At 70.6% G+C, this 21,588-nt stretch carries 21 protein-coding genes and 1 rRNA gene; 12 read left to right on the forward strand and 10 right to left on the reverse strand.

Features of this window, described 5'->3' with window-relative positions; translation table 11 throughout:
* Positions 1 to 4 precede the first annotated feature (4 nt).
* The 5 genes from rrf to ACEXOR_RS16260 all read left to right on the forward strand — a co-directional run bounded on the left by rrf (position 5) and on the right by ACEXOR_RS16260 (position 3,405).
* A 5S ribosomal RNA gene (gene rrf, locus ACEXOR_RS16240) occupies positions 5 to 121 on the forward strand.
* A gap of 264 nt (positions 122 to 385) precedes the next feature.
* Complete coding sequence (locus tag ACEXOR_RS16245) at positions 386 to 1,018, forward strand: hypothetical protein (RefSeq protein WP_374850780.1); 633 nt, start codon at positions 386 to 388, stop codon at positions 1,016 to 1,018.
* Between the two features lie 32 nt (positions 1,019 to 1,050).
* Positions 1,051 to 1,773 carry a tetratricopeptide repeat protein gene (locus ACEXOR_RS16250; protein WP_374850781.1) on the forward strand — a complete coding sequence of 241 codons (723 nt, stop codon included), beginning with the start codon at positions 1,051 to 1,053 and terminating at the stop codon, positions 1,771 to 1,773.
* A complete protein-coding gene (locus ACEXOR_RS16255; protein ID WP_374850782.1) occupies positions 1,745 to 2,764 on the forward strand; it encodes an HAD-IIA family hydrolase in 1,020 nt (339 codons plus the stop codon). Before ACEXOR_RS16250 ends, ACEXOR_RS16255 begins: the two co-directional genes overlap by 29 nt.
* 122 nt (positions 2,765 to 2,886) lie before the next feature.
* Positions 2,887 to 3,405, forward strand: coding sequence for a DinB family protein (locus tag ACEXOR_RS16260; protein WP_374850783.1), 519 nt, complete (start codon positions 2,887 to 2,889; stop codon positions 3,403 to 3,405).
* On the opposite strand, the gene ACEXOR_RS16265 is transcribed toward ACEXOR_RS16260, so the two are convergent.
* A complete protein-coding gene (locus tag ACEXOR_RS16265; RefSeq protein ID WP_374850784.1) occupies positions 3,402 to 3,767 on the reverse strand; it encodes a bleomycin resistance protein in 366 nt (121 codons plus the stop codon). The genes ACEXOR_RS16260 and ACEXOR_RS16265 overlap by 4 nt on opposite strands.
* A 100-nt stretch (positions 3,768 to 3,867) precedes the next feature.
* On the reverse strand, positions 3,868 to 4,836 hold the full coding sequence (gene uriH, locus ACEXOR_RS16270) for a uridine-preferring nucleoside hydrolase UriH (RefSeq protein ID WP_374850921.1): 969 nt from the start codon (positions 4,834 to 4,836) through the stop codon (positions 3,868 to 3,870).
* Positions 4,837 to 4,920: 84 nt separating this feature from the next.
* On the opposite strand from uriH, the gene ACEXOR_RS16275 reads away from it, so the two are divergent.
* Positions 4,921 to 6,135 carry an adenosylhomocysteinase gene (locus ACEXOR_RS16275; protein WP_374850785.1) on the forward strand — a complete coding sequence of 405 codons (1,215 nt, stop codon included), beginning with the start codon at positions 4,921 to 4,923 and terminating at the stop codon, positions 6,133 to 6,135.
* A gap of 7 nt (positions 6,136 to 6,142) precedes the next feature.
* A complete protein-coding gene (locus ACEXOR_RS16280; RefSeq protein ID WP_374850786.1) occupies positions 6,143 to 6,898 on the forward strand; it encodes an IclR family transcriptional regulator in 756 nt (251 codons plus the stop codon).
* Between the two features lie 42 nt (positions 6,899 to 6,940).
* Here ACEXOR_RS16280 and ACEXOR_RS16285 read toward each other — a convergent pair whose 3' ends face one another.
* Positions 6,941 to 8,212, reverse strand: coding sequence for a hypothetical protein (locus ACEXOR_RS16285; RefSeq protein WP_374850787.1), 1,272 nt, complete (start codon positions 8,210 to 8,212; stop codon positions 6,941 to 6,943).
* A 69-nt stretch (positions 8,213 to 8,281) separates the two neighbouring features.
* A complete protein-coding gene (locus ACEXOR_RS16290) occupies positions 8,282 to 9,370 on the reverse strand; it encodes an SDR family oxidoreductase (protein WP_374850788.1) in 1,089 nt (362 codons plus the stop codon).
* Between the two features lie 80 nt (positions 9,371 to 9,450).
* On the opposite strand from ACEXOR_RS16290, the gene ACEXOR_RS16295 reads away from it, so the two are divergent.
* Entirely contained in the window at positions 9,451 to 9,765 is a 315-nt protein-coding gene (locus ACEXOR_RS16295; protein ID WP_374850789.1) for an ArsR/SmtB family transcription factor, read from the forward strand.
* A gap of 64 nt (positions 9,766 to 9,829) precedes the next feature.
* The gene (locus ACEXOR_RS16300) at positions 9,830 to 10,951 is read left to right on the forward strand and encodes an adenosine deaminase (protein WP_374850790.1); all 1,122 of its coding nucleotides are present in this window, start codon (positions 9,830 to 9,832) and stop codon (positions 10,949 to 10,951) included.
* 45 nt (positions 10,952 to 10,996) lie between these two features.
* On the opposite strand, the gene ACEXOR_RS16305 is transcribed toward ACEXOR_RS16300, so the two are convergent.
* Positions 10,997 to 11,374, reverse strand: a complete 378-nt coding sequence (locus ACEXOR_RS16305; RefSeq protein WP_374850922.1) for a VOC family protein — start codon at positions 11,372 to 11,374, stop codon at positions 10,997 to 10,999.
* A 133-nt stretch (positions 11,375 to 11,507) separates the two neighbouring features.
* Between ACEXOR_RS16305 and ACEXOR_RS16310 the strand changes: the two genes are divergently transcribed.
* Together ACEXOR_RS16310 and ACEXOR_RS16315 are read left to right on the forward strand one after the other, a co-directional pair.
* A complete protein-coding gene (locus ACEXOR_RS16310; RefSeq protein ID WP_374850791.1) occupies positions 11,508 to 11,984 on the forward strand; it encodes a PTS sugar transporter subunit IIA in 477 nt (158 codons plus the stop codon).
* A gap of 4 nt (positions 11,985 to 11,988) precedes the next feature.
* Positions 11,989 to 12,261 carry a PTS sugar transporter subunit IIB gene (locus ACEXOR_RS16315; protein WP_374850792.1) on the forward strand — a complete coding sequence of 91 codons (273 nt, stop codon included), beginning with the start codon at positions 11,989 to 11,991 and terminating at the stop codon, positions 12,259 to 12,261.
* Positions 12,262 to 12,264: 3 nt separating this feature from the next.
* Here ACEXOR_RS16315 and poxB read toward each other — a convergent pair whose 3' ends face one another.
* From poxB to ACEXOR_RS16330, 3 genes are all read right to left on the reverse strand, one after another.
* Positions 12,265 to 14,007: a ubiquinone-dependent pyruvate dehydrogenase gene (gene poxB / locus ACEXOR_RS16320; protein WP_374850793.1), complete on the reverse strand. Its 1,743-nt coding sequence runs from the start codon at positions 14,005 to 14,007 to the stop codon at positions 12,265 to 12,267.
* 112 nt (positions 14,008 to 14,119) lie between these two features.
* Entirely contained in the window at positions 14,120 to 15,808 is a 1,689-nt protein-coding gene (locus tag ACEXOR_RS16325) for a phospho-sugar mutase (protein ID WP_374850923.1), read from the reverse strand.
* Between the two features lie 71 nt (positions 15,809 to 15,879).
* Positions 15,880 to 16,713: a purine-nucleoside phosphorylase gene (locus ACEXOR_RS16330; protein ID WP_374850794.1), complete on the reverse strand. Its 834-nt coding sequence runs from the start codon at positions 16,711 to 16,713 to the stop codon at positions 15,880 to 15,882.
* A gap of 65 nt (positions 16,714 to 16,778) precedes the next feature.
* Here ACEXOR_RS16330 and ACEXOR_RS16335 point away from each other — a divergent pair, with 65 nt between their 5' ends.
* On the forward strand, positions 16,779 to 18,212 hold the full coding sequence (locus ACEXOR_RS16335; protein WP_374850795.1) for an NAD(P)H-quinone dehydrogenase: 1,434 nt from the start codon (positions 16,779 to 16,781) through the stop codon (positions 18,210 to 18,212).
* Between the two features lie 43 nt (positions 18,213 to 18,255).
* Here the strand turns inward: ACEXOR_RS16335 and ACEXOR_RS16340 are convergent, their stop codons facing one another.
* Entirely contained in the window at positions 18,256 to 19,746 is a 1,491-nt protein-coding gene (locus tag ACEXOR_RS16340; RefSeq protein ID WP_374850796.1) for a Gfo/Idh/MocA family oxidoreductase, read from the reverse strand.
* Positions 19,747 to 19,748: 2 nt separating this feature from the next.
* Complete coding sequence (locus ACEXOR_RS16345) at positions 19,749 to 21,536, reverse strand: ATP-binding protein (RefSeq protein ID WP_374850797.1); 1,788 nt, start codon at positions 21,534 to 21,536, stop codon at positions 19,749 to 19,751.
* Between the last annotated feature and the right edge of the window lie 52 nt (positions 21,537 to 21,588).

Genomic DNA, 21,588 nt, shown 5'->3' on the forward strand with positions numbered 1-21,588 from the left:
GTGTTTCGGCGGCCATAGCGAGAGGGAAACGCCCGGTCACATTCCGAACCCGGAAGCTAAGACTCTCAGCGCCGATGGTACTGCAAGGGGGACCTTGTGGGAGAGTAGGACACCGCCGGACTTACTTTAGAAAGGGCCACCTCCGGGTGGCCCTTTCGCTTTAACACGACATATTTGAACAGTGACCCAGCAGGAGGATCTGACGTGAGCGAACCCGAAGACGACAAGGGTCGATCCGACGATCGAGCGCGACGCCCTCACGGTTCGCGCCCTGCTGGATCGAACTCGGACAAGAGGCCGTTCGAGCCTCGCCGGGACAGTAGTTCACGGCCCGACCGCGGTGCTCCGCGAGGTGATCGCCCGCAGCGCGGGGAGCGGCCCTCCGGTGATCGTCCGCAGCGAGGTGGCGATCGTCCGTCGTACGGTAATCGTCCGGCACGGGGTGCTGATCGCCCGTCGCGGGACGGCGACCGCCCGCGTAGCGGGGATCGTCCGTCGTACGGGGATCGTCCGCAGCGTGGAGGCGACCGTCCGTCGTACGGGGACCGTCCCGCGCGGGGTGGTGACCGTCCGTCCTACGGGGATCGTCCCGCGCGGGGTGGCGACCGTCCGTCGTACGGGGACCGTCCGCAGCGTAGTGGCGATCGTCCGTCTAATGGGGATCGCCCTGCTCGAAGCGGGGATCGTCCGTCGTATGGGGATCGCCCGCAGCGCAGTGGGGATCGTCCGCAGCGTAGTGGGGATCGTCCGTCGTATGGGGATCGTCCGCAGCGTAGTGGGGATCGTCCGTCGTATGGGGATCGTCCGCAGCGTAGTGGGGATCGTCCGTCGTATGGGGATCGTCCGCAGCGTAGTGGGGATCGTCCGTCGTACGGGGATCGTCCGCAGCGCGGGGGCGATCGTCCGCAGCGCGGGGGGTCGGACCGTGGAGGCTCGGGGGAGCGGCGGCTGTGGACCCGGGACGGGCAGCCGGCTCGCGGTGACTCGAGTGCGTCGCGGTTCGAACGTCCGGAGCTGACCGAGGAGGAACTGCGGGCTCGCGAGCTGCGCATGGTGCGTCCTCGTCACGACGACCCGATCATCCCCGACGACGTGACCCCGCGCGACCTCGACAAGGTCGCCCGGATGGAACTCAAGACGCTCAACAAGGAGAACGCGGAGGAGGTGGCTCGCCATCTCGCGATGGCCGCCCGCCTCATCGAGGACGACCCCGAGCTCGCCCACCAGCACGCCGTCTCAGCTGCTCGACGAGCGGGCCGGATCGCCGTGGTGCGCGAGACCCTCGCCATAACGGCTTACAGCACGGGAGACTTCGCTCTCGCCCTGCGGGAGCTGCGAACCTACCGGCGCATCTCCGGGTCGAACGAGCAGCTCGCTCTGATGATCGACAGCGAGCGCGGCATGGGGCGTCCTGAGCGTGGCCTCGAAGAGGGTCGCGCCGTCGATCGTTCGACCCTGTCGGTTCCGGCCCAGGTGTCGGTGGCCATCGCGATGTCGGGCGCCCGTCTCGACCTCGGCCAGGTGGACGCGGCACTCGGCGAGCTCGAGATCCCTCAGCTGAACCCCGACGTCGCCTACTCCTACAGCCCGGCACTGTTCGACGCTTATGCGGAGGTGCTCACCGAGCTCGGCCGCGATGCCGAGGCGGCAGACTGGCGTCGGCGGGCTGAGTTGGCCGAATCCGCGCTCGGTGGCGGCGATGGTGACGACATGATCGAGGTGTTCGACGAGGAAGGCGACGACGATGAGCCTGTTCGCATCGAAGAAGACTGAGCACGTGCATCCGCTCGACGGGGTCGACGCCGTTCTGGCCGACCTCGACGGTGTGGTCTACCAGGGCGCCGACGCCATTCCGTTCGCTGTGGACGCCCTGAACCGGGTGGCCGCCGACGGCCTGCGGGTGGGCTACATCACGAACAATGCCTCGCGTACCGACGTGCAGGTGGCTGAGCACCTGTCGAGCTTCGGGCTCGCCGTGCAGGCCGACGACGTGGTGACGTCGCCCCAGGCCGCCATGCGCGTCATGCGCACATTGGTGGACCCCGGCTCGCGCATCCTCGTGGTGGGCGGCGTGGGCCTCGTGTCAGAGGTCGAGAAGGCCGGTTTCGAGCCGACCCGTTCCGCTGAGGACTCGCCTGCGGCCGTGGTGCAGGGGTTCGCGCCCGAGGTGGGCTGGACGCAGTTGGCCGAGGCCGCCTTCGCTCTGCACGACGCATCCGTTCACTGGGTCGCCACGAACACCGACTGGACCATTCCGGTGGCCCGTGGCATCGCTCCCGGCAACGGCACCCTCGTGTCGGCCGTGCACACCGCTGTGGGACGTCTGCCGGTCGTCGCCGGCAAGCCCGAGACGACGATCTTCGAGGTGGCGGCCGATCGGTTCGCGGCATCGAACGCGGCGTTCATCGGCGACCGGCTCGACACCGACACCCTAGGAGCGAAGCGGGCGGGGCTGCGCGCCATCCATGTGCTGACCGGCATCGACCGGGCGAAGCAGTTGCTCGCGGCACCGGCCGATTCCCGCCCTGACTTCATCCTCGACGACCTCCGACAGCTGTCGGAGCCGTACCCGGTGGCGCGCGTCTCGAAGGACGGCAGTGAGACCAAGGTGGGCTCGAGCGTGGTGCGGGTGGCCGGCAACCGGGTGCGCGTGGTCAAGCCGGGCGACTCCGCCGTAGACCTGCTGCGAGCGGGATGTGCGATGATCTGGGGTTCGGGTATCTCCATCCACGCGCTCGACGTCGACCCGGCGCTGTACAGCTGAGCCGGTCGCCGTCAGCGCCGACGGCGGTGGGATGCGCCCGCGCCCGCGATGTGGCAGGAACTCGGTGGCGGGTGACCGCCACGGCATGGAACGGCCGGTACCGGCGGCCCTAGGCTCGAGCCATGGCGATCGTTCCTGACACGAAGAACTGGACCTGGGTGCTCGAGCGCGAGTGCCCCGAATGCGGATTCGACTCCTCCGCCACTCCGGCACACCTGGTGCCCGGACTGCTGCGCGCGAACGCCGCGGCGTGGCCGGCGGTACTCGAGCGTTCCGACGTGACTGAGCGGCCGGACGCCGAGACGTGGTCTGCGCTGGAGTACGCCGCCCACGTGCGCGACGTGTTCCGCATCTTCGCGGTGCGGCTGCAGCTGATGCTGGAGCAGGACGAACCCCGCTTCGCCAACTGGGACCAGGACGAGACCGCCGTCGCGGAGCGCTACAACGAGCAGGATCCGGCCACGGTGTCGGCTGAGCTGACGGCGGCAGCCGAGGTGATGGCCTCGGCCCTCGAGGCGGTGCCCGCCGACGCGTGGGACCGCACCGGATTCCGGGGGGACGGCTCGACGTTCACGGTCGACACCCTCACGCGCTATTTCATCCACGACCCCGTGCATCACCTGCACGACGTGCGCGGTTAGTCGACGTTCTCGATCAGGTGCAGCTGGGTTCCGTCGAGGTCGACGAGGAACCCGGCTCGCCGGCCCCACTGCTGGGCACGCACCGGATGCAGCCGTGGGCATCCGGTGGACTTCTCCTCGACTCCCGCCTCCCTGATGTGCGCGTACAGGGCGTCGACGTCGTCGACGCGCAGGCTGCACATGAAGGAACTCTCGGCGGGCACGAGCTCCAGGAAGGGGAAGAACTCCAGCTCGAGCTCTCCGCGTCGGAGGATCAGCCAGTCGACGTAGCTGTAGGCCGGCTCGAAACCGAACGATCCGTAGAACGCGATGGTGGCCTCGAAGTCGCGGGAGGGCAGGTTCGGCGTCGCATGATCGACCATGCCCACAGCCTAGGCCGCCGCCGAGTTGCGCCAAATCGCCCCTTGCGAGCCCGCAAGAGGGCGATTTGGCGCAACTCGGCGAAGGGGTGGGGCCAGGGGGCTAGGCGGGGTCGCCGATGCGTTCGAGGGCGTCGACGATGAGCGACCAGAAGCGCTCGTGGTCGAGGTCGACCGCGACGTGGGTGGTGCAGTCGTCGGGTGCCGGTGCCCGGAAGTCGGCGACGGTCATGCCGAGGGTGAGTGTTCCGGAGAGCTCGACGTCGAGTGGCACGCGACGGGTGGTCATGACGGCGGGGTCGATGACGAGCGCCACGGCGCACGGGTCGTGGACCGGCGGATGCACGAAGCCCTGCGCCTCGAGGTAGGTGTGGGCGAAGAACTCCAGCAGCTCCTCGACGAACCGCGAGGGCCCGGTGCCGATGGCGCGGATGCGCTCGACGACCTCGGGGGTGGCCAAGGCCTGGTGCGTGAGGTCGAGGCCCACCATGGTGAGCGGCCATGACTCGTTGAACACGATGTGTGCGGCCTCGGGATCGATGATGATGTTGAACTCGCTCGTCGCGCTCCAGTTGCCGACGTGGTAGCCGCCGCCCATCAGCACGACCTCCTTGACGCGGGGCACGATGCGCGGCTCCTTGCGTGCGGCGAGGGCGATGTTCGTGAGGCCGCCCGTGGGCACCAGGGTGACCGTGCCGGGCTCGTGCGCCATGATCGTGTCGATGATGAGGTCGACGGCGTGCCGGCCGTCGACCTCGATCTCGGGCTCGGGCAGCACGGGGCCGTCGAGGCCCGACTCGCCGTGGATGTCGGGTGCGACCTCGACCGACCGCACCAGCGGCCGGGCGCATCCGGCTGCGAACGGGACGCCCGTGATACCCGCCACGCGGGCGACCGAGAGAGCATTGCGTGTGACCTTCTCGAGCGTCTGGTTGCCGACCACCGTGGTGACCGCGAGCAGCTCGATCTCGGGGCTGCCGTGCGCGAGGAGGAGGGCGATGGCGTCGTCGTGGCCGGGGTCGCAGTCCAGGATGATCTTCTTCGGCACGGGTCTCCAGAGGTCGGGTGGGATGCACGTCGGGCAGGATGCGGATCGAGCCCGACCGGTTCTGTGATCATATATGAAACACGCGTTCATCTGTGCAATACTCGCGCCATGACTGATGCCCCGATGGATGCCCGAGCAGACGACCCCACCCGCGCCCTGGCCGCCAGCGGCGCCGCCCGGGTGGAGTGGATCCGGTCGCGGATGCCGTTGCTCGCCCAGGCCAGGGAAGACCTCGCGCGAACCCGGCCGTTCGAGGGCCGACGGATCGGGATGTCGCTGCACATCGAGCCCAAGACGGCGGTGCTGCTGGAGACGCTGGCCGCCGGCGGAGCCGAGATCGTGGGCACCGGCAACCACGGGTCGACCCAGGACGACGTGGTGGCCTACCTCAACACGCTCGGGCCGACCCTGTTCGGCCGCCGCGACGACACCCTCGAGGAACACCACGCGAACGTGCAGCGGGTGCTCGACGCCGAGCCCGACATGCTGCTGGACAACGGCGGCGACCTCGCGGCCGGGATCGTGGCTCGGGGCCGCACCGCCTCAATCCTCGGCGGCACGGAGGAGACCACCTCGGGCGGCGACCGGCTCCGCGGAGAGCTGGCCGGACAGGTGCCCTTCCCGGTGATCGTGATCAACGACAGCCTGCTCAAGGCCATCGGCGAGAACAAGCACGCCGTGGGCCAGTCGGTGGTGGAGAGCTTCATGCGCATCACCAACCTGATGGTGCCCGGCCGGCGGTTCGTGGTGTTCGGCTACGGCTGGTGCGGGCGCGGGGTGGCGCACTACCTGCGCGCGCTCGGCGGCAAGGTGGCCGTGGTGGAGGTGGACGAGCTGAAGGCCTTCGAAGCCGCACTCGACGGCTTCCGGGTGTCCGACGCGCTGTCGCTCGCATCCTGGGGCGACGTGTTCATCACCGCCACCGGGCACCCCGACGTGCTCACCCTCGACGCGATCTCGCTGATGCAGGACGGCGCGGTTCTGGCCAACTGCGGTCACTTCCCGTGGGAGATCGACGTGGCCGCTCTGCGCGCCGAGGCGGTGCAGAGCCGGGAGATCATCGACGCGGTCGAGCGCATCGACCTGCCGAACGGGCGGCACGTGGTGCTGCTCGCCGGAGGGCGGATGTTCAACCTCGCGGGCAAGGAGCCCAAGGGCAACTCGCTCGAGTCGATGGACCTCGGGTTCTTGCTGCAGACCCTCTCGCTCGAGCGGGTGGCGACGGATGCGGCGGGGCTCGTCGCCGGCGCGCAGCCGGTTCCCGACGACATCGACCGCACCATCGCGCGGCGCATGCTCGCGGCGATGCACGCCTCGGAGTGACGGCCGCATGAGTGGGGCGGACCCCGAGAAGGGCAGCGGGCCCGAGTACGCGGTGCCGGCGCTGGACAAGGCCCTCGACATCCTCGAGGTGCTCTCCGGCCGGCGCGACGGGATGAGTCAGGTGGAGATCGCGGCCGCCGTGGAACGCTCGCCCAGCCAGATCTTCCGGGTGCTCAGCACGCTCGAACGACGGGGCTACCTCTTCCGCGATCGGCAGACCGCGCTGTACTCGCTGTCGCTCCGGCTGTTCGATCTGGCGCACCGTCAGGAGCCGCTGCGGGCGCTGACCACGGCGGCGCTCGGGCCGATGCGGCGGCTCGCCGACGAGACCGGGCAGTCGTGCAACCTCAGCGTGCTGGACGTCGATCGCGTGCGGGTGGTGGCCCAGGCGGAGTCGCCGGGGGACTTCGGGTTCCGGGTGCGGGTGGGGGCCACGTTCTCAGTGGAGGACACGGCCACGGGCGCGGTGCTGAGTGCCTTCGACGGCACCGGGGTCGGCAGCGGGGGTTCGGGAGGCGTGGTGGTGGGCGATGCCGGTGACGTGCTGGCCGACATCCGGAATCGCGGTCATCTCGAGCGGGCGGATGCGCTGCAGCCGTCGATCACGGATGTGGTGTTCCCGATTCTCGGGGCGTCGGGCGGGGCCGTGGCGGCGCTGACCGTGCCGTATGTGGCGACGAGTTTCAGCGCGGTGAGCGCGGAGCGGGTGCGGGAGGCGGCCGGGCGGGCGGCGGCCGAGATCTCGGCGAGCCTGGGGCTCTAGGGGCTCTCAGGCCAGGCCAGGCGGGGCCCGGCCGTGCCGCCGTCAGTCGCACTCGGCGGCGGTGGCGATCTGCTCGTCGGTGGGGCGCCCGTAGGCCTCGATTCCCGAACCCGGAAGGTCGAAGCCCTGGGCGATGGCCCAGGCGGTGGCCCAGGCCTCCTGGTCGTTCGCGAACACCGGGCCCGAGAACAGCGGCTGGCAGTTCGGGCGGTAGATCTGGGTGTGGCCCACCTCGTGGGTCACGAGCGCCCGGGGATTGGGGTCGGAGTACCAGTCGTCCTCGACCGGGTAGTTGAGGGAGATGATGGCCCAGCCGCCGTCGGAGTCGAAGGTCTGGGCGGTGCCGGAGTACCAGCCCTCGCCCTTGCCGCTGACCTCAGGCGACCAGTCGAAGTCGAGCGTGATCCCGTGGCTGATGGAGCGGGCGTAGGCCTCGATCTCGTTGCGCACCGCCCACGCCGGGTCGGCGAGCTGGGCGGCGATGGTCTGCTGGGAGGCCTCGACGTCGCGCTCGGCCGCCACGAGCTCGACGAGCAGCGGGCCGGTGTGCGCGGCGGGCTGGGTGAGGTCGTCGGCCTGCTCGACCAGGCGGGTCAGGGCCACCGTGGAGCGTTTGGTGGCGAGGGTGTTGTTCGCGATGGTGGTGCGGGCTTCGGCGGCGACGGCGGTGAAGTAGGCGTCGGAAGCGTCGCCGAGGGCGTCGTCGGCGGTGGCGGTGCGGTCGGTGAGGTCGGTGAGAGCGGCCGTCGAGGCGGTGATGTCGTCGGCGATGCGCGCGATCGAGTCGGCCTCGGCGGTCACGTCCCAGGGTGGGCGCCAGCCGTCGGCGGAGGCGGGGGCGGCCCAGTCGTCGTCGGTGTTCTGGCTCTCGGCCTCGGTCTCGAGGTCGCCCAGCTCGGTGGTGCGGGACTGCAGGGGCTCAGACTCGGGGAGGGGATCGGCCGCGAACTCCGCGGTGGACACCACGGACCGGGTGCGCACGAGTGTGGAGTGCGCCGAGCGCAGGCGTGCCTTGAGGGCGGCCGAGGCGTCGTCGTGGGCCTCCAGGGCCGTGGCGTAGTCGGTGCGCGCCTCCACCGAGCGGTTGTCGGCGAGCACCGTCCAGGCGTAGAACCCCGCGGCCAGGAGCAGGGCGAGCAGGGCTACGAGGAGGGCGACGAGCCACGGTCGGGGCCGCCGGCGGCCTGAGGGGGAAGGAGCCGGAGCCTCGGTGGGCACGCCGGCCGTGGCGGGTGATGAGGCGGGCACGGGGGCCGCATCCGTTCGGCCCGGCTGTTCGCCTGGTTCGCCCGGGGTGCCGGGGTGCGTGGTCATGGTGCTCTCCTCGTGCCGCACGCGCCCCCGCGGGCGCGGCTCGCACAGCTTAGCCGCGCCGGCCTGCGCTCAGGCGGGGATGAGGCGCCGCTCGCGGAGGTCGCGGAAGATGCGCAGGAACATCTCCTCGGTCTCGACGTACTCGTGGAAGCCGGCCCGCCGCGACTTCGAGGTGTCGGCTATGACGTCGTAGTCCCAACCGAACACGAAGTCGCCGAACTCCCACGACGACACGTCGGAGTAGGGCGTGCGGATGAGGCCGTGCCGTTCGGTCATCCTGTTCCAGAGTGCCTCCTTGTCGGCCATCACCTCGGTGAGCTGCAACGGCAACGGGGGCGCGACCTCCAGGTCGAAGAACGCCGCGATCCTCGGCCACATCGACGACCAGCGGAACATGTCGCCGTTGGTGATGTTGAACGCCTCGCCTCGACCGCCCGGATCGGTGGCGGCCCAGACGGTGGCCTTCGCGAGCAGGTCGGCATCCGTCATCTCGATCAGGCTGTCGTAGGCCCCCGGTGCGCCGGGGAAACGGAACGGGACCCCCAGCTCCTTGCTGATGGAGGCGTAGACGGCGATCACCAGAGCGAGGTTCATCGGGTTGCCGAGCCCCACTCCGGCCACCACCGAGGGGCGCAGGGCCGACCACGACCAGGCGGCGCCGGCCGCCCGGCGCTCGAGCAGCTGCTGCTGGTCGACATTGAACTCGGGCGGCATGTGCGGCGGGTCGGACTCCTTCGCCGGCGTGGCGAACGGGCCGAGGTGCGCGCCGTAGACCTTGTAGCCCTGCATCAGGCTGATGTGTTCGAGCGTGGGTGCCGATGCGATGGCGTCGACGACGTTCGAGAGCATCGCGAGGTTCGGCTGCACCAGTTCGGCCCAGGTGGCGCGGTGCTGGTAGGCGGCGTAGAAGACGTGGGTGACGTCGGTGTGCGGCTGCAGCGCGTCGACGGTGGCGGCCGGGTCGAGGAGATCGACGCCGAGGTGTCGGACCGCTCCCCGGTCGGAGCCGCCGCGGCGCGAGACGCCGATGATCGACCAGTCTCCGAGTCGCTCGAGATGATCGATCAGGTTGCCGCCGATGACGCCGTGCGCACCGATCACCATCGCCGTCTTCCGAGGTCGCGCCGGGGTGGTCGTCTTGATCGTCTCGAGGGTCATGTCTCTCCTTGCATCGTGAATTACCGATGTACTGTCTAGCACATCATCGGTAAATCGCGATGTTGCGATAGACTTCGGACATGGCAGACCAGACAGAGCCGGACCTGGTGGCGGCGTTCAAGGCGCTCGGGCATCCGACGCGGCTCGCCATTCTGGGGTGGCTGCGGGAACCGGAGTCGTTTCCGCCGCAGGACCGACCGGCGGCGGAGGTGGGGGTGTGCTTGAAGCACATCCAGGCGCGCGCCGGGGTGTCGCAGTCGACCGCATCCCAGTTCATGGCCACGTTGCAGCGGGCAGGGCTCGTGACCTGCACCCGGGTGGGGCAGTGGTCGCACTACCGGCGCAACGAGGAGGCGATCGCGGAGCTCGGGCGCACGGTCTCCGTGACGGTGTGATCTGCGCGGGGCGGGGCTCGGTTCCGGCCCCGCGGCGGTGAGGTCCGGCACCTAAGCTGGTGCCATGACCAGCGCACCGGAGGAATACCTCGTTCCCGGATCAACCATCAGCTTCAACCGCCTGCCGAAGGTGTCGCTGCACGACCACCTCGACGGCGGGCTCCGACCCGCGACCATCATCGAGCTCGCCGACGAGATCGGCCTCGAGCTGCCCTCGACCGACCCGATCGACCTCGGCGACTGGTTCGAGGACACGGCCGACTCCGGCTCGCTGACCGACTACATCGCCACCTTCGACCTCACCATCGCCGTGATGCAGACCCGTGAAGGTCTCACCCGCGTGGCGCGGGAGTACGTGAACGACCTCGCCGCCGACGGCGTGCTCTACGGCGAGGTACGCTGGGCGCCCGGGCAGCATCTCACGAAGGGGCTCAGCCTCGACGAGGTCGTGGAAGCCGTTCAGGAGGGGCTCGAGCTCGGCAGCGACGACGTGCGACAGAGCGGCCGCGGCATCCGGATCGGCCAGCTGCTGAGCGCCATGCGTCACGCCGGCGACGGCCTCGAGATCGCCGAGCTGGCCGTGCGGCACCGTGACCGCGGTGTGGTGGGCTTCGACATCGCCGGAGCCGAGGCCGGCTACCCAGCGAGGAACCAGCTCGCCGCCTTCGACTACCTGGCGAAGAACTACGTGCCGGTCACCGTTCACGCCGGCGAGGCGGACGGGCTGGAGAGCATCCGGGGCGCGCTCTTCGACGGCCGGGCGCTGCGCCTGGGCCACGGCGTGCGCATCGCGGAGGACATCGCGGTGGAGCGGCAGGACGACGAGGCGACCTACGTGACGCTCGGTCTCCTGGCGCAGTGGGTGAAGGACCGCGAGATCACCCTCGAGCTCTCGCCCTCGTCGAACCTGCAGACCGGCGCGATCGCGGCCTGGGGCGACGACATCGCCGACCACCCGTTCGACCTGCTCTACCAGCTGGGCTTCCAGACGACGGTGAACACCGACAACCGATTGATGAGCAACACCACCATCAGCCGCGAGCTCGCCCTGCTCACCGACGCGTTCGACTACGAGCTCGCCGACCACGAGGTCTTCCAGCTCAACGCCGCCGCGGCCGCCTTCCTGCCGGTGGAGGACCGTGAGGACCTCGCCGACGCCATCTCCGAGGGCTTCGAGGCGCTCTAGGCCAGGAGGGCTCTGGGCCCGGAAGGGGCCTCCGGGCCCGGGCGATCAGGCGGCCGGTCGGTCGGGCAGCTGCTGCAGCGCCCACGTGTTGCCGTCGGGGTCTGCGAAGTAGACGAACCGGCCCCAGCCCTCATCGACCACCTGGCTGCACGTCACCCCGTTCTGTTCGAGGTGCGACCGGGCCTCGTCGGCATCCGGAACCACCACTTGGAGACCCTTCTGCGACCCCGGCGGCATATCGGTGATGCCCGTGCCGAACGCGATCGAGCACGCCGAACCGGGCGGGGTGAGCTGCACGAAGCGGATGTTCTCGGCCGGTGACGCGTCGTGGTCGGCAATGAAGCCCACCCTGTCGACGTAGAAGGCCTTGGCCCGGTCGACATCGGACACAGGGATGAAGACGAGTTCGATCTTCCAGTTCACGATCATGGTTGCCTGCCTTTCGTGCGTGCCGAGTCTGTTCGCCGGCACGCGGCGGAGTCAAGTGGTCGCCGTAGCCCCGGGTGCAGCCAACTCACCGGTTGGGCGGGGCGCGGGCTGGCAGAATGAACGGGCGATGACGTACCAGATGCCCCCGCTCGACAAGCTGCCGGAGGCGGCCATCTCGCTGCAGCAGTCAGTGGACGACTGGCAGGGGGCCGTTCGGGCGAGCGCTGCGGCACTGACCGCCATCGGAGCAGCCGACGCCTCGTACGGCGACCGGATGATCGCCATGATCCAGGAGTACGGCCCCTACATCGTGATCGCCCCCGGGCTCGCGATGACGCACGCGCGGCCCGGGCCCGACGTGCACGCGCCCGGCCTGGTGATCGTGACCCTCGCCGAGCCCGTGCACTTCGGGCACGCCCACAACGACCCGGTGTCGGTGGTGATCGGCATCGCCGCCACCGAGGCCGACGAGCACGTGGCCTCCGTCGCCGCCCTGGCGAACCTGTTCAACGACGAGACCGTGATCCCGGCGCTCGCCTCGGCCACCGATCCGGGCGCCGTGCGCCGGCTGCTCGCGGCGGCCTCGCGGCCTGGCCTATCCTGATCAGGTGAAGATCATCGCCCTCTGCGGCGCGGGCATCGGCACCTCCGAGATCCTGCGCGTGAATGCCGTGCGCGCTCTCGGCCGGCTCGACATCGAGGCCGAGGTGACGGCGTCGGATGTCGCGGGCATCGCCGCGGCCGCCGCCGACGCCCAGGTCATCCTCACCTCGCCCGAGCTGGTGTCGGCGATCGGCCGCACCAACGCCGACGTCGTGGTGATTCAGAACTACTTCGACCTCGACGAGATCACTGCCAAGCTCGAGGTGGCCGTCGGCTGAGGCTCAGCTGAACAGGCGCCGGAACACGTTGGTGTCGGCCAGGTCGACGAGTTCGTCGCCCCGCCCCGACATGATGGTGCGGATGGCGTAGAGCCCGAAGCCCTTGGCCTGCTGCACCGAGATGGTGGGTGGGATCGACAGTTCCTGACGCGCCGTGACGACGTCGATCAGCGCCGGGCCGTCGTGGGCGAAGGCCTCCTGCAGCGCACCCTCGAGGTCGTCGGGTTTCTCGACCCGGCGGCCGAAGATGCCCATCGACTCGGCCACGGCCGCGAAGTCGGGGTTGTCGAGGTCGGTGCCGTAGTTGACGAAGCCGGCCGCCTTCATCTCGACCTCCACGAAGTTGAGCGAGGAGTTGTTGAACACCACGATCTTCACCGGAAGCTTGCTCTGGCGAACAGTGAGCAGTTCGCCGAAGAGCATCGCGAGCCCGCCGTCGCCCGAGAGCGCCACCACCTGCCGCTCCGGGAACGCCGACTGCGCCCCGATGGCCTGGGGCAGGGCGTTGGCCATGCTGCCGTGGCTGAACGAGCCGATCAGGCGGCGACGGCCGTTCATCCGCAGGTAGCGGGCCGCCCACACCACCGGTGAACCGACATCCGGAATGAACACGGCATCGTCGCTGGCCAGCTCGCTGATGAGACGGGCGAGGTACTGCGGATGGATGGGGGCGCGGTTGCGGTCGTTGTCGGCCAGCTCGTCGAGACCCTTCCTGGTCTTGGCATAGTGCGCCAGGGAGCCCTCGAGGTGCTGGCTGCTGCGGGCAGAGGACTCGTCGAGCAACGGCAGCAGCGCCCGAACGGTGTCACCCACGTCGCCCACGAGACCCAGATCGATGGGGGTGCGCTTGCCGAGCTGCTCGCCGCGGAGGTCGAGCTGGATGATGGTGGCCTTCGACGGGAAGAACTGCGGGTACGGGAAGTCGGTGCCCAGCATGAGCAGCACGTCGCAGCTCTCCATGGCCCGATACCCCGACGAGAAGCCGAGCAGCCCCGTCATGCCCACGTCGTAGGGGTTGTCGTACTCCAGGAACTCCTTGCCGCGCAGGGCGTGCACGATCGGCGCCTGCAGCCGCTCCGCGAGAGCCACCACCTCGTCGTGCGAGCCCTCGACCCCGGCCCCGCCGAGGATGGTGACCTTCTTCGCGCCGTTCAGGATGCCGGCCGCCTTCGCGAGCTCGGAATCCGCCGGCCGGCTCACCGTGAGCGCCCGGGTGATGGGCGCCGACTTCTCCCGGCCCTCGCTCTGCTGCAGGAACAGCTCGCCCGGGATGACGACCACGGCGACGCCCCGCTTCTCGATGGCGGTGCGCATCGCGATCTCCAGCACGCGGGGGAGCTGCTCGGGCACGCTCACCATCTCGCTGTAGACGCTGCACTCGCGGAAGAGGTCTTGCGGGTGGGTCTCCTGGAAGTAACCGGTGCCGATCTCGGAGGCCGGGATGTGCGCGGCGATGGCGAGCACGGGCACCCGGCTGCGATTGGCGTCGTAGAGGCCGTTGATCAGGTGCAGGTTGCCGGGCCCGCAGCTGCCGGCGCAGACCGCCAGCTCGCCGGTGAGCGCCCCCTCGGCCGACGCCGCGAAGGCGGCGGCCTCCTCGTGCCGCACGTGCGCCCAGGCGAGCGCGCCCTTGCTGCGGCGGATCGCGTCCGTGAAGCCGTTGAGCGAGTCTCCGGGAAGCCCGTAGACCCGCTCGGCTCCGGCATCGTGAAGGATCTCGACGAGGGTGTCGGCAATGGTCGTCATGCTTCGAACCTACGTGCCCGACCTCCGAAGCGCATGCGACGGATGACGCGGGCCCGGCCGACAACGGGTCGGGGCCGGCGTCATCCGTTCGCCGTGTTTCAGCGGACGCGGGTCAGGAGATGCGGTCGCGCATGCCGCCCTCGAGCCGCTGCAGCAGTTCGACCACGGCGTCGCGCCGTTCGGCCACCCCGCCCTGCTCGCTCCAGGCGTCGAGGTAGATCTTGAGTTTCGGCTCGGTGCCGCTCGGCCGCACCATCACGCGCGCGCCGTCGAGGTTGAGACGCAGCACGTCGCTCGGCGGCACGCCGTCGACGCCCCGGCTGAGGTCGTCGATCGAGCGCACGGGCAGCCCGCCGATGTGGTCGGGCGGGTCGGCGCGGAGCCGGGACATGACCCGGTCGATCTGCGAGAGGTCGGTGACCCGCAGCGAGATCTGGGCCGAGCCGTAGTGACCGAAGCGCTCGCTGAACGCGTCGAGGTGCTGAGCGACGGAGCGGCCCGAGGCGGCCAGCGACGTGGCGAGGTCGAGGAAGGCGATCGCGGCCGAGATGCCGTCTTTGTCGCGCACGGTGCCCGGGTTCACCAGGTAGCCGAGGGCCTCCTCGTAGCCGAACAGCAGCCCGGGGGTGCGGGAGACCCACTTGAAGCCGGTGAGCGTCTCGGCGAAGCGCAGGCCGTAGGCCCGGGCGACCGCGCCGAGCGCGGGGGAGGAGACGATCGAACAGGCCAGAGCGCCGTCGACACCGGCCTGCGCGGCAGCCTCGGCCGCGCGCCAGCCGAGCAGCATGCCCACCTCGTTGCCGGTGAGTGCCCGGTAGCCGGTCTCCGACGCAGGGTCGGGGATGGCGACGGCCAGGCGGTCGGCGTCGGGGTCGTTCGCGATCACGAGATCGGCGCCCGCAGCCCGGGCCGTCTCGAACGCGAGATCGAGGGCGCCCGGCTCCTCGGGGTTCGGGAACGCCACCGTCGGGAAGGCGGCATCCGGCTCGATCTGGGCCGCGACGAGCGCCGGCGCGGTGAAACCGGCCGCCTCGAGCACGCGGGAGAAGGTCTCCCAGCCCACCCCGTGCATCGCCGTGTACGCCACTGTGAGCGGCGCGCGGTCGGAACGGTCGCCCGCCACGGCGGCCGTGGCCCGCACGTACTCCGTCACGAGCGACTCGTCGGCGAGCTCGTAGTCGTCGGAGCGCGGCAACTCGAGCACGCTCTGCGTCTCGGCCACGCGCAGGATGTGGGCGGCGATCTCGGCGTCGGAAGGCGCGACGATCTGCGACCCCTCGTCGGCGTCGCCGAGGTAGACCTTGTAGCCGTTGTCGCGGGGCGGGTTGTGCGAGGCCGTGACCATCACTCCGGCCGAGACGCCGAGCGCGCGCACCGCGAAGGCCACGAGGGGCGTGGGCAGCAGGCGCGGCAGCAGCACGGCGCGCACCCCGGCGCCCGCCATGATCTCGGCGGTGTCGCGTGCGAACACCTGCGAGTTCTTGCGGCCGTCGTAGCCGATCACGATCGAGGGCGGGGCATCCGGATGCGCGCGCTCGAGCAGGAAGGCCGCGAGCCCTGCGGCCGCCTGGCCCACGAGCACCCGGTTCATGCGGTTCGGGCCCGCGGCCAGCTCGCCGCGGAGCCCAGCGGTGCCGAACGCCAGCCGGGAGCCGAACCGCGCCCGCAGATCGGCCACGGCATCGGGATGGCTCGCACCCACCCGGCGGAGCAGCATGTGCAGCTCGTGGTGGGTCTCGGGGTCGGGGTCTTGGTTGAGCCAGGCCACGGCCTGCTCGACGAGCACCTCGACGTCGTTCAGGGCATCCGGATCGGTGCCGTCGGCCCCGTCGGTGCCGTCGGCGGCGCTAGGGGCCGCGTCGTGGAGGCCGCTCACAGCGCGGTGACCACCCGGGCGAGCAGGTCGCCGATGGCGGCCTCGGCGTTCTTGCCCGCCTCGATCACCTCGGCGTGGCTGAGCGGGGTCTTCTGGATGCCGGCGGCGAGGTTCGTGATGAGCGAGAAGCCCAGGATCTCCATGCCGGCCTCCCGGGCCGCGATGGCCTCGAGAGCGGTGGACATGCCCACGATGTGGCCGCCGATGGCCTTCGCCATCTGCACCTCGGCCGGGGTCTCGTAGTGCGGGCCGCGGAACTGCACGTAGACGCCGTCATCCAGGCCCGGGTCGACCGAGCGGGCGACGTCGCGCAGGCGGCTGGAGTACAGGTCGGTGAGGTCGACGAAGGTGGCCCCCTCGAGCGGCGAGTCGGCCGTGAGGTTGATGTGGTCGCTGATGAGCACGGGGGTTCCCGGCGTCCAGCTCTCCTTGATGCCGCCGGCACCGTTGGTGAGCACCATGGTCTTCGCTCCCGTGGCGGCGGCGGCGCGCACGCTGTGCACCACCCGGCGCACGCCGTGGTTCTCGTAGTAGTGGGTGCGCGCACCGATCACGAGGGCGTGCTTGCCGTTCGGCAGCCGCACCGATCGCAGGGTGCCCACGTGCCCGGGGACGGCCGGCATGCCGAAGCCCACCACGTCGGTGGCGGGGATGTTCGCGACCGTCTCGCCGATCAGGTCGGCGGCCTTGCCCCAGCCGCTGCCGAGGATGAGGGCGACGTCGTGCGAGGGCACGCCGGTCAGCTCGGCGATCTGCGCCGCGGCCTCGCGGGCGATGGCGAACGGATCGGCGTCGGGGAGGTCGAGGGGGTTGGGGGTCGGAGAGGACATTCGTCCACTCTATTAGCCCTCGCCGTTGGTTTGGCGGGGGTGCGCCGACACGGGAGAATGGCCGCATGGGCAATGAGTTCGAGCGCAAGCAGAGGGTCGTCGTCGTGGGCGGGGGCCCCGGGGGATACGAGGCGGCCATCGCGGGCGCGCAGCTGGGGGCGGAGGTGACGCTCGTCGAGCAGGTGGGGGTTGGTGGTTCCGCCGTGATCACCGACGTGGTGCCGTCGAAGACCCTGATCGCGGTGGCCGAGGCCACGAACGCCATCGGCGAGGCCGCCGACCTCGGGGTGCAGTTCTTTTCGCGCAATGACGCCGGCCGGCCGGTGCGACCCGAGGTGGCGGTGAACCTCGCGCAGGTGAACAAGCGGCTGCTCGGGCTCGCGCGCCAGCAGTCGGAGGACATGCGGGCGAACCTCGTGCGAGCCGGGGTGACGATCGTGAGCGGCCACGGCCGGCTCGACGGATCGAGCTCGGTGATCGTCTCGACCGCGGGCAAGGGCGGTACCGACTTCGACGCACTGGAGGCCGACACGATCGTGGTCTCCGTGGGCGCGAGCCCGCGCATCCTGTCCAGCGCGGTGCCGGATGGCGAGCGCATCTTCACCTGGACGCAGCTGTACAACCTGCAGTCGGTGCCCGAGCACCTGATCGTGGTGGGCTCGGGTGTCACGGGTGCGGAGTTCGCCTCGGCGTACACGGCGCTCGGGTCGAAGGTGACGCTCATCTCCAGCCGCGACCAGGTGCTGCCCGGCGAAGACGCCGATGCCGCCGCGGTGATCGAGAACGTGTTCAAGCGCAACGGCATGACCGTGCTGTCGAAGTCGCGCGCCGACCGGGTGGAGCGCACCGCCGACGGCGTGCTGGCCACCCTCTCCGACGGCCGCACCGTCGAGGGCTCGCACTGCCTGATGGCGGTCGGCTCGGTTCCGAACACCAAAGACATCGGACTCGAAGAGGCCGGCATCCAGCTCTCCGACTCGGGGCACATCCGGGTGAACCGGGTGGCCCGCACCAGCGCTCCGAACATCTACGCGGCGGGCGACTGCACCACCTTCCTGCCGCTGGCCTCGGTGGCGTCGATGCAGGGACGCACCGCGATGTTCCACGCCATGGGCGATGCGGTGAACCCCACCGAGTTGCGCAACGTGGCGTCGAACATCTTCACCCAGCCCCAGATCGCCACCGTGGGCTGGACCCAGCGGCAGATCGAGGAGGGCATCGCCCAGGGCGACATCTACAAGCTGCCGCTGTCGTCGAACCCGCGCGCCAAGATGATGGGCATCAAGGACGGCTTCGTGAAGCTGTTCGCCCGCACCGGGTCGGGCACGGTGATCGGCGGCGTGGTCGTGGCCCCGAACGCCTCGGAGCTGATCTTCCCGATCGCGCTCGCCGTCGAGCACCGGCTCACCGTGGACCAGGTGTCGCGGGCGTTCACCGTGTACCCGTCGCTGTCGGGGTCGATCTCCGACGCCGCGCGGGCGATGCACATCGTCCTGTAGCCGGCCGGGGCCCGTCGGCCCGCCGGCCCGCCGGCCCGCCGACTCAGTCCAGCGGGATGACCCGGAACGTCGTGGCGACGAGCGGCCCCGGATCCGTGGCCGACCATGCCGGGTCGGAGAGGTGCGCGCGCACGGCGTCGGTAAGGGTCTGGAAGTAGGCCACGTGGGCGGCGCGCCAGGCGTCGATCGACGGGGACTCCTGCAGGGCCAGCTCGGGGGTGACGTCGGCCAAGGTGGTCTGGACGACCTCGGTGTACTCGAGCAGGGCGGCGGGGTCGCCGGCCGAGTCGAGGAGGGCTCGGCGTTCGCCGACGCGGGGCACGGGGACGCCGCTGAGCGCATAGGCGGCCTCGAGCGTGGTCGAGCCGGTCTTGCGGCCCGAGAGGATGCGCTGCACCATCTGGTCGCGGAACGGGCCCGGATCGCCGAAGACCACCGGCACGAGTCCGGCGGAGGCCGCCCGGTCGAGTCGGGTGGAGCGGTCGGCGGCCTGGGCGGACGACGACGCGAGGATGCGGTCGCACAGGTCCATCGTGGCCACGTTGTCCCAGGCGCCGTCGGGTGAGATCGTGCCGGCGGCGACCGCGTCGGCGAAGGCGCGCACCTCGCCCACGAAACCGCGCAGGTACAGGTCGCGCCCGGTACCCGACATGGCGCTCTCGGCGGGCCGGAGAACGACGTCGCGCTCGGCGAGCGTGCCCCAGGCCGGGGGCGGCACCTCGGCCGGCGGCAGGTCGGCGCCCGGCGCGACGGCGACGGTGTGCAGGCGGAGGGTGTGCGCATCCGTCGTCTCGGCGAAACCGGCGTCGCCGATCACGCGCACGCCCTCGACCTCGTTCGCCCGGCTCGGCAGCCCCGTGAGGTCGAGGGTGCCGCTCACGCCCGAGGCGAAGCCGAGCGTGACCGACAGGGCAACGTTCGCCCCCTCGCCCGAGTTCACGGCGTGCACGGTCTCGACCTCGCCGAACAGGTAGCGCACCAGGTCGATCAGGTGGATGGCGGCGAGGGTGACGAACTCGGCCTCGGTGCGGCAGAACGGAGTGGAGTCGCAGCCGAACTGCACCGCGAACGAGCGCACGCTGCCGAGCGCCCCCTCGTCGAGCAGGGCGCGCAGCCGCTGGTAGACCGGCGCGTGGCGCTTCATGAAACCGAGCTGCACGCCGACACCGGCGTCATCCGACGCCCGGGCCACCTGCCGCGCCTCGGCCCCGGTGAGCCCGAGCGGTTTGTCGACGAACACCGGGATGCCGGCGGCCAGCGACTGCAGGGTGAGCTGCAGCTGGTCGTGGGGCTGGGCCACGATCAGCACGCCGTCGAGCCCGGGGTGGGCGAGCAGCGACTCGGCGGAGGCGTACGGAGTGCCTTCGGGGCTGCCGGCCAGCGCGAGCGCGCTCTGCGACCGCTCCACCGAACGCGTGGCCAGGGCGGCGAGCGGCAGCCCCGCCAGCCCGAGCGAGGGCAGGATGTTGGTGCGCGCGTGGAAGCCCGCCCCGATCATTCCGAGAACGGGTGGGCGGGCGCCGGCGTCGGCCACGATCAGGCCGTGATGTCCAGCAGCACGTGCCCCGAGGAGACCGTGCTGCCCACGGCGGCCGCGATGTTGGCGATCGTGCCGTCTTTGTGGGCCGTGATGGGCTGCTCCATCTTCATGGCCTCCAGCACGAGCACGAGGTCGCCCTTGACCACGGTGTCGCCGTCGGCGACCGCGATCTTCACCACGGTGGCCTGCATGGGCGCCTTCACCGAGTCGCCGGTGGCGCTCGAGACCCCACCGACGGATGCGCCCCGACGGCGCGGGGGAGCGCCGGCCGAGCGGCTCGCCCCGGCCGCGGCCGAGCGGGCCCCCGCCGCCACGAGCGTGCTGGGCAGCACCACCTCGACGCGCTTGCCGTCGACCTCGACGATCACCGTGCGGCGTTCGGCCGGCTCGGGCGAGTCCTCCAGGGAGCCGCTCCACGGCTCGGCCGGGTTGACGTAGTCGGTCTCGATCCACCGGGTGTAGATGGAGAACGGCTTACCGTCGGTGGGGGCGAAGGCCTCGTTGCGCACCACGTCGCGGTGGAAGGGCAGCACGGTGGGGAGACCGGCCACCTCGAACTCGTCGAGGGCGCGGCGGGAGCGCTCGAGCGCGTCTTCGCGGCTCGAGCCGGTGACGATGAGCTTGGCCAGCAGCGAGTCGAACGAGCCGGAGATGACGTCGCCGGCCTGCACGCCGGAGTCGACGCGCACGCCGGGGCCGCCGGCGGGCTTGAAGACGTGCACGGGGCCGGGGGAGGGGAGGAAGCCGCGGCCCGGGTCTTCGCCGTTGATGCGGAACTCGAAGGAGTGGCCGTGCGGCACCGGGTCATCGTAGTCGAGCGTGCCGCCCTCGGCGATCCTGAACTGCTCGCGCACCAGGTCGATGCCCGTGACCTCCTCGGAGACGGGGTGCTCGACCTGCAGGCGGGTGTTCACCTCGAGGAAGGAGACCGTGCCGTCTTTGCCGATCAGGAACTCGCAGGTGCCGGCGCCGAGGTAGCCGACCTCTTTCAGGATGGCCTTCGAGGCGCTGTAGAGCAGGTCGTTCTGCTCGGTGGTGAGGTACGGCGCCGGGGCCTCCTCGACCAGCTTCTGGTGGCGGCGCTGCAGCGAGCAGTCGCGGGTGGAGACCACGACCACGTTGCCGTGGGCGTCGGCCAGGCACTGCGTCTCGACGTGGCGCGGCTGGTCGAGGTACTTCTCGACGAAGCACTCCCCACGGCCGAATGCGGCGATGGCCTCGCGGGTGGCCGACTCGAACTGCTCGGGCACCTCCTCGACGGTACGGGCGATCTTGAGGCCGCGACCGCCGCCGCCGAAGGCCGCCTTGATGGCCACCGGCAGGCCGTGCTCGGCCACGAAGGCGAGCACATCGTCGGCACCCTCGACCGGGTCGATGGTGCCGGGGGCGAGCGGGGCGCCCACCTTCTCGGCCACGTGACGCGCGGAGACCTTGTCGCCGAGCTTCTCGATCGCCTCGGGCGACGGACCGATCCAGGTGAGACCGGCGGCGATGACGGCGCGGGCGAAGTCGGCGTTCTCGGCGAGGAAGCCGTAGCCCGGGTGCACGGCGTCGGCGCCGGAGCGGCGGGCCACGGAGAGGATCTTCTCGATCACGAGGTAGGTGTCGGCGCTCGAGGTGCCGTCGAGCGCGTAGGCCTCGTCGGCCAGCTGCACGTGCAGAGCGTCTCGATCCTGGTCGGCGTAGACGGCGACGGAGCCGATCCCGCTGTCTCGGGCGGCGCGGATGACGCGGACCGCGATCTCGCCTCGGTTGGCGATGAGGACCTTGGTGATACGGGGCATAGTGACCTAGCTTATTGCCGCCGACCATCCCCGATTTGGCATGTGCGCACAA

It is taken from the genome of Herbiconiux liangxiaofengii (genome assembly GCF_041927335.1).
GTDB classification, from domain to species: domain Bacteria; phylum Actinomycetota; class Actinomycetes; order Actinomycetales; family Microbacteriaceae; genus Herbiconiux; species Herbiconiux liangxiaofengii.

Coding starts and splice junctions, on each gene's coding strand:
- ACEXOR_RS16250 (WP_374850781.1), top strand. CDS start 1,051: ATGGTGCGTCCTCGTCACGACGACCCGATCATCCCCGACGACGTGACC.
- ACEXOR_RS16275 (WP_374850785.1), top strand. CDS start 4,921: ATGACTGATGCCCCGATGGATGCCCGAGCAGACGACCCCACCCGCGCC.
- ACEXOR_RS16260 (WP_374850783.1), top strand. CDS start 2,887: ATGGCGATCGTTCCTGACACGAAGAACTGGACCTGGGTGCTCGAGCGC.
- poxB (WP_374850793.1), bottom strand. CDS start 14,007: ATGACGACCATTGCCGACACCCTCGTCGAGATCCTTCACGATGCCGGA.
- ACEXOR_RS16310 (WP_374850791.1), top strand. CDS start 11,508: ATGACGTACCAGATGCCCCCGCTCGACAAGCTGCCGGAGGCGGCCATC.
- ACEXOR_RS16255 (WP_374850782.1), top strand. CDS start 1,745: ATGAGCCTGTTCGCATCGAAGAAGACTGAGCACGTGCATCCGCTCGAC.
- ACEXOR_RS16285 (WP_374850787.1), bottom strand. CDS start 8,212: ATGACCACGCACCCCGGCACCCCGGGCGAACCAGGCGAACAGCCGGGC.
- ACEXOR_RS16295 (WP_374850789.1), top strand. CDS start 9,451: ATGGCAGACCAGACAGAGCCGGACCTGGTGGCGGCGTTCAAGGCGCTC.
- ACEXOR_RS16300 (WP_374850790.1), top strand. CDS start 9,830: ATGACCAGCGCACCGGAGGAATACCTCGTTCCCGGATCAACCATCAGC.
- ACEXOR_RS16345 (WP_374850797.1), bottom strand. CDS start 21,536: ATGCCCCGTATCACCAAGGTCCTCATCGCCAACCGAGGCGAGATCGCG.
- ACEXOR_RS16280 (WP_374850786.1), top strand. CDS start 6,143: ATGAGTGGGGCGGACCCCGAGAAGGGCAGCGGGCCCGAGTACGCGGTG.
- ACEXOR_RS16290 (WP_374850788.1), bottom strand. CDS start 9,370: ATGACCCTCGAGACGATCAAGACGACCACCCCGGCGCGACCTCGGAAG.
- ACEXOR_RS16330 (WP_374850794.1), bottom strand. CDS start 16,713: ATGTCCTCTCCGACCCCCAACCCCCTCGACCTCCCCGACGCCGATCCG.
- ACEXOR_RS16265 (WP_374850784.1), bottom strand. CDS start 3,767: ATGGTCGATCATGCGACGCCGAACCTGCCCTCCCGCGACTTCGAGGCC.
- ACEXOR_RS16335 (WP_374850795.1), top strand. CDS start 16,779: ATGGGCAATGAGTTCGAGCGCAAGCAGAGGGTCGTCGTCGTGGGCGGG.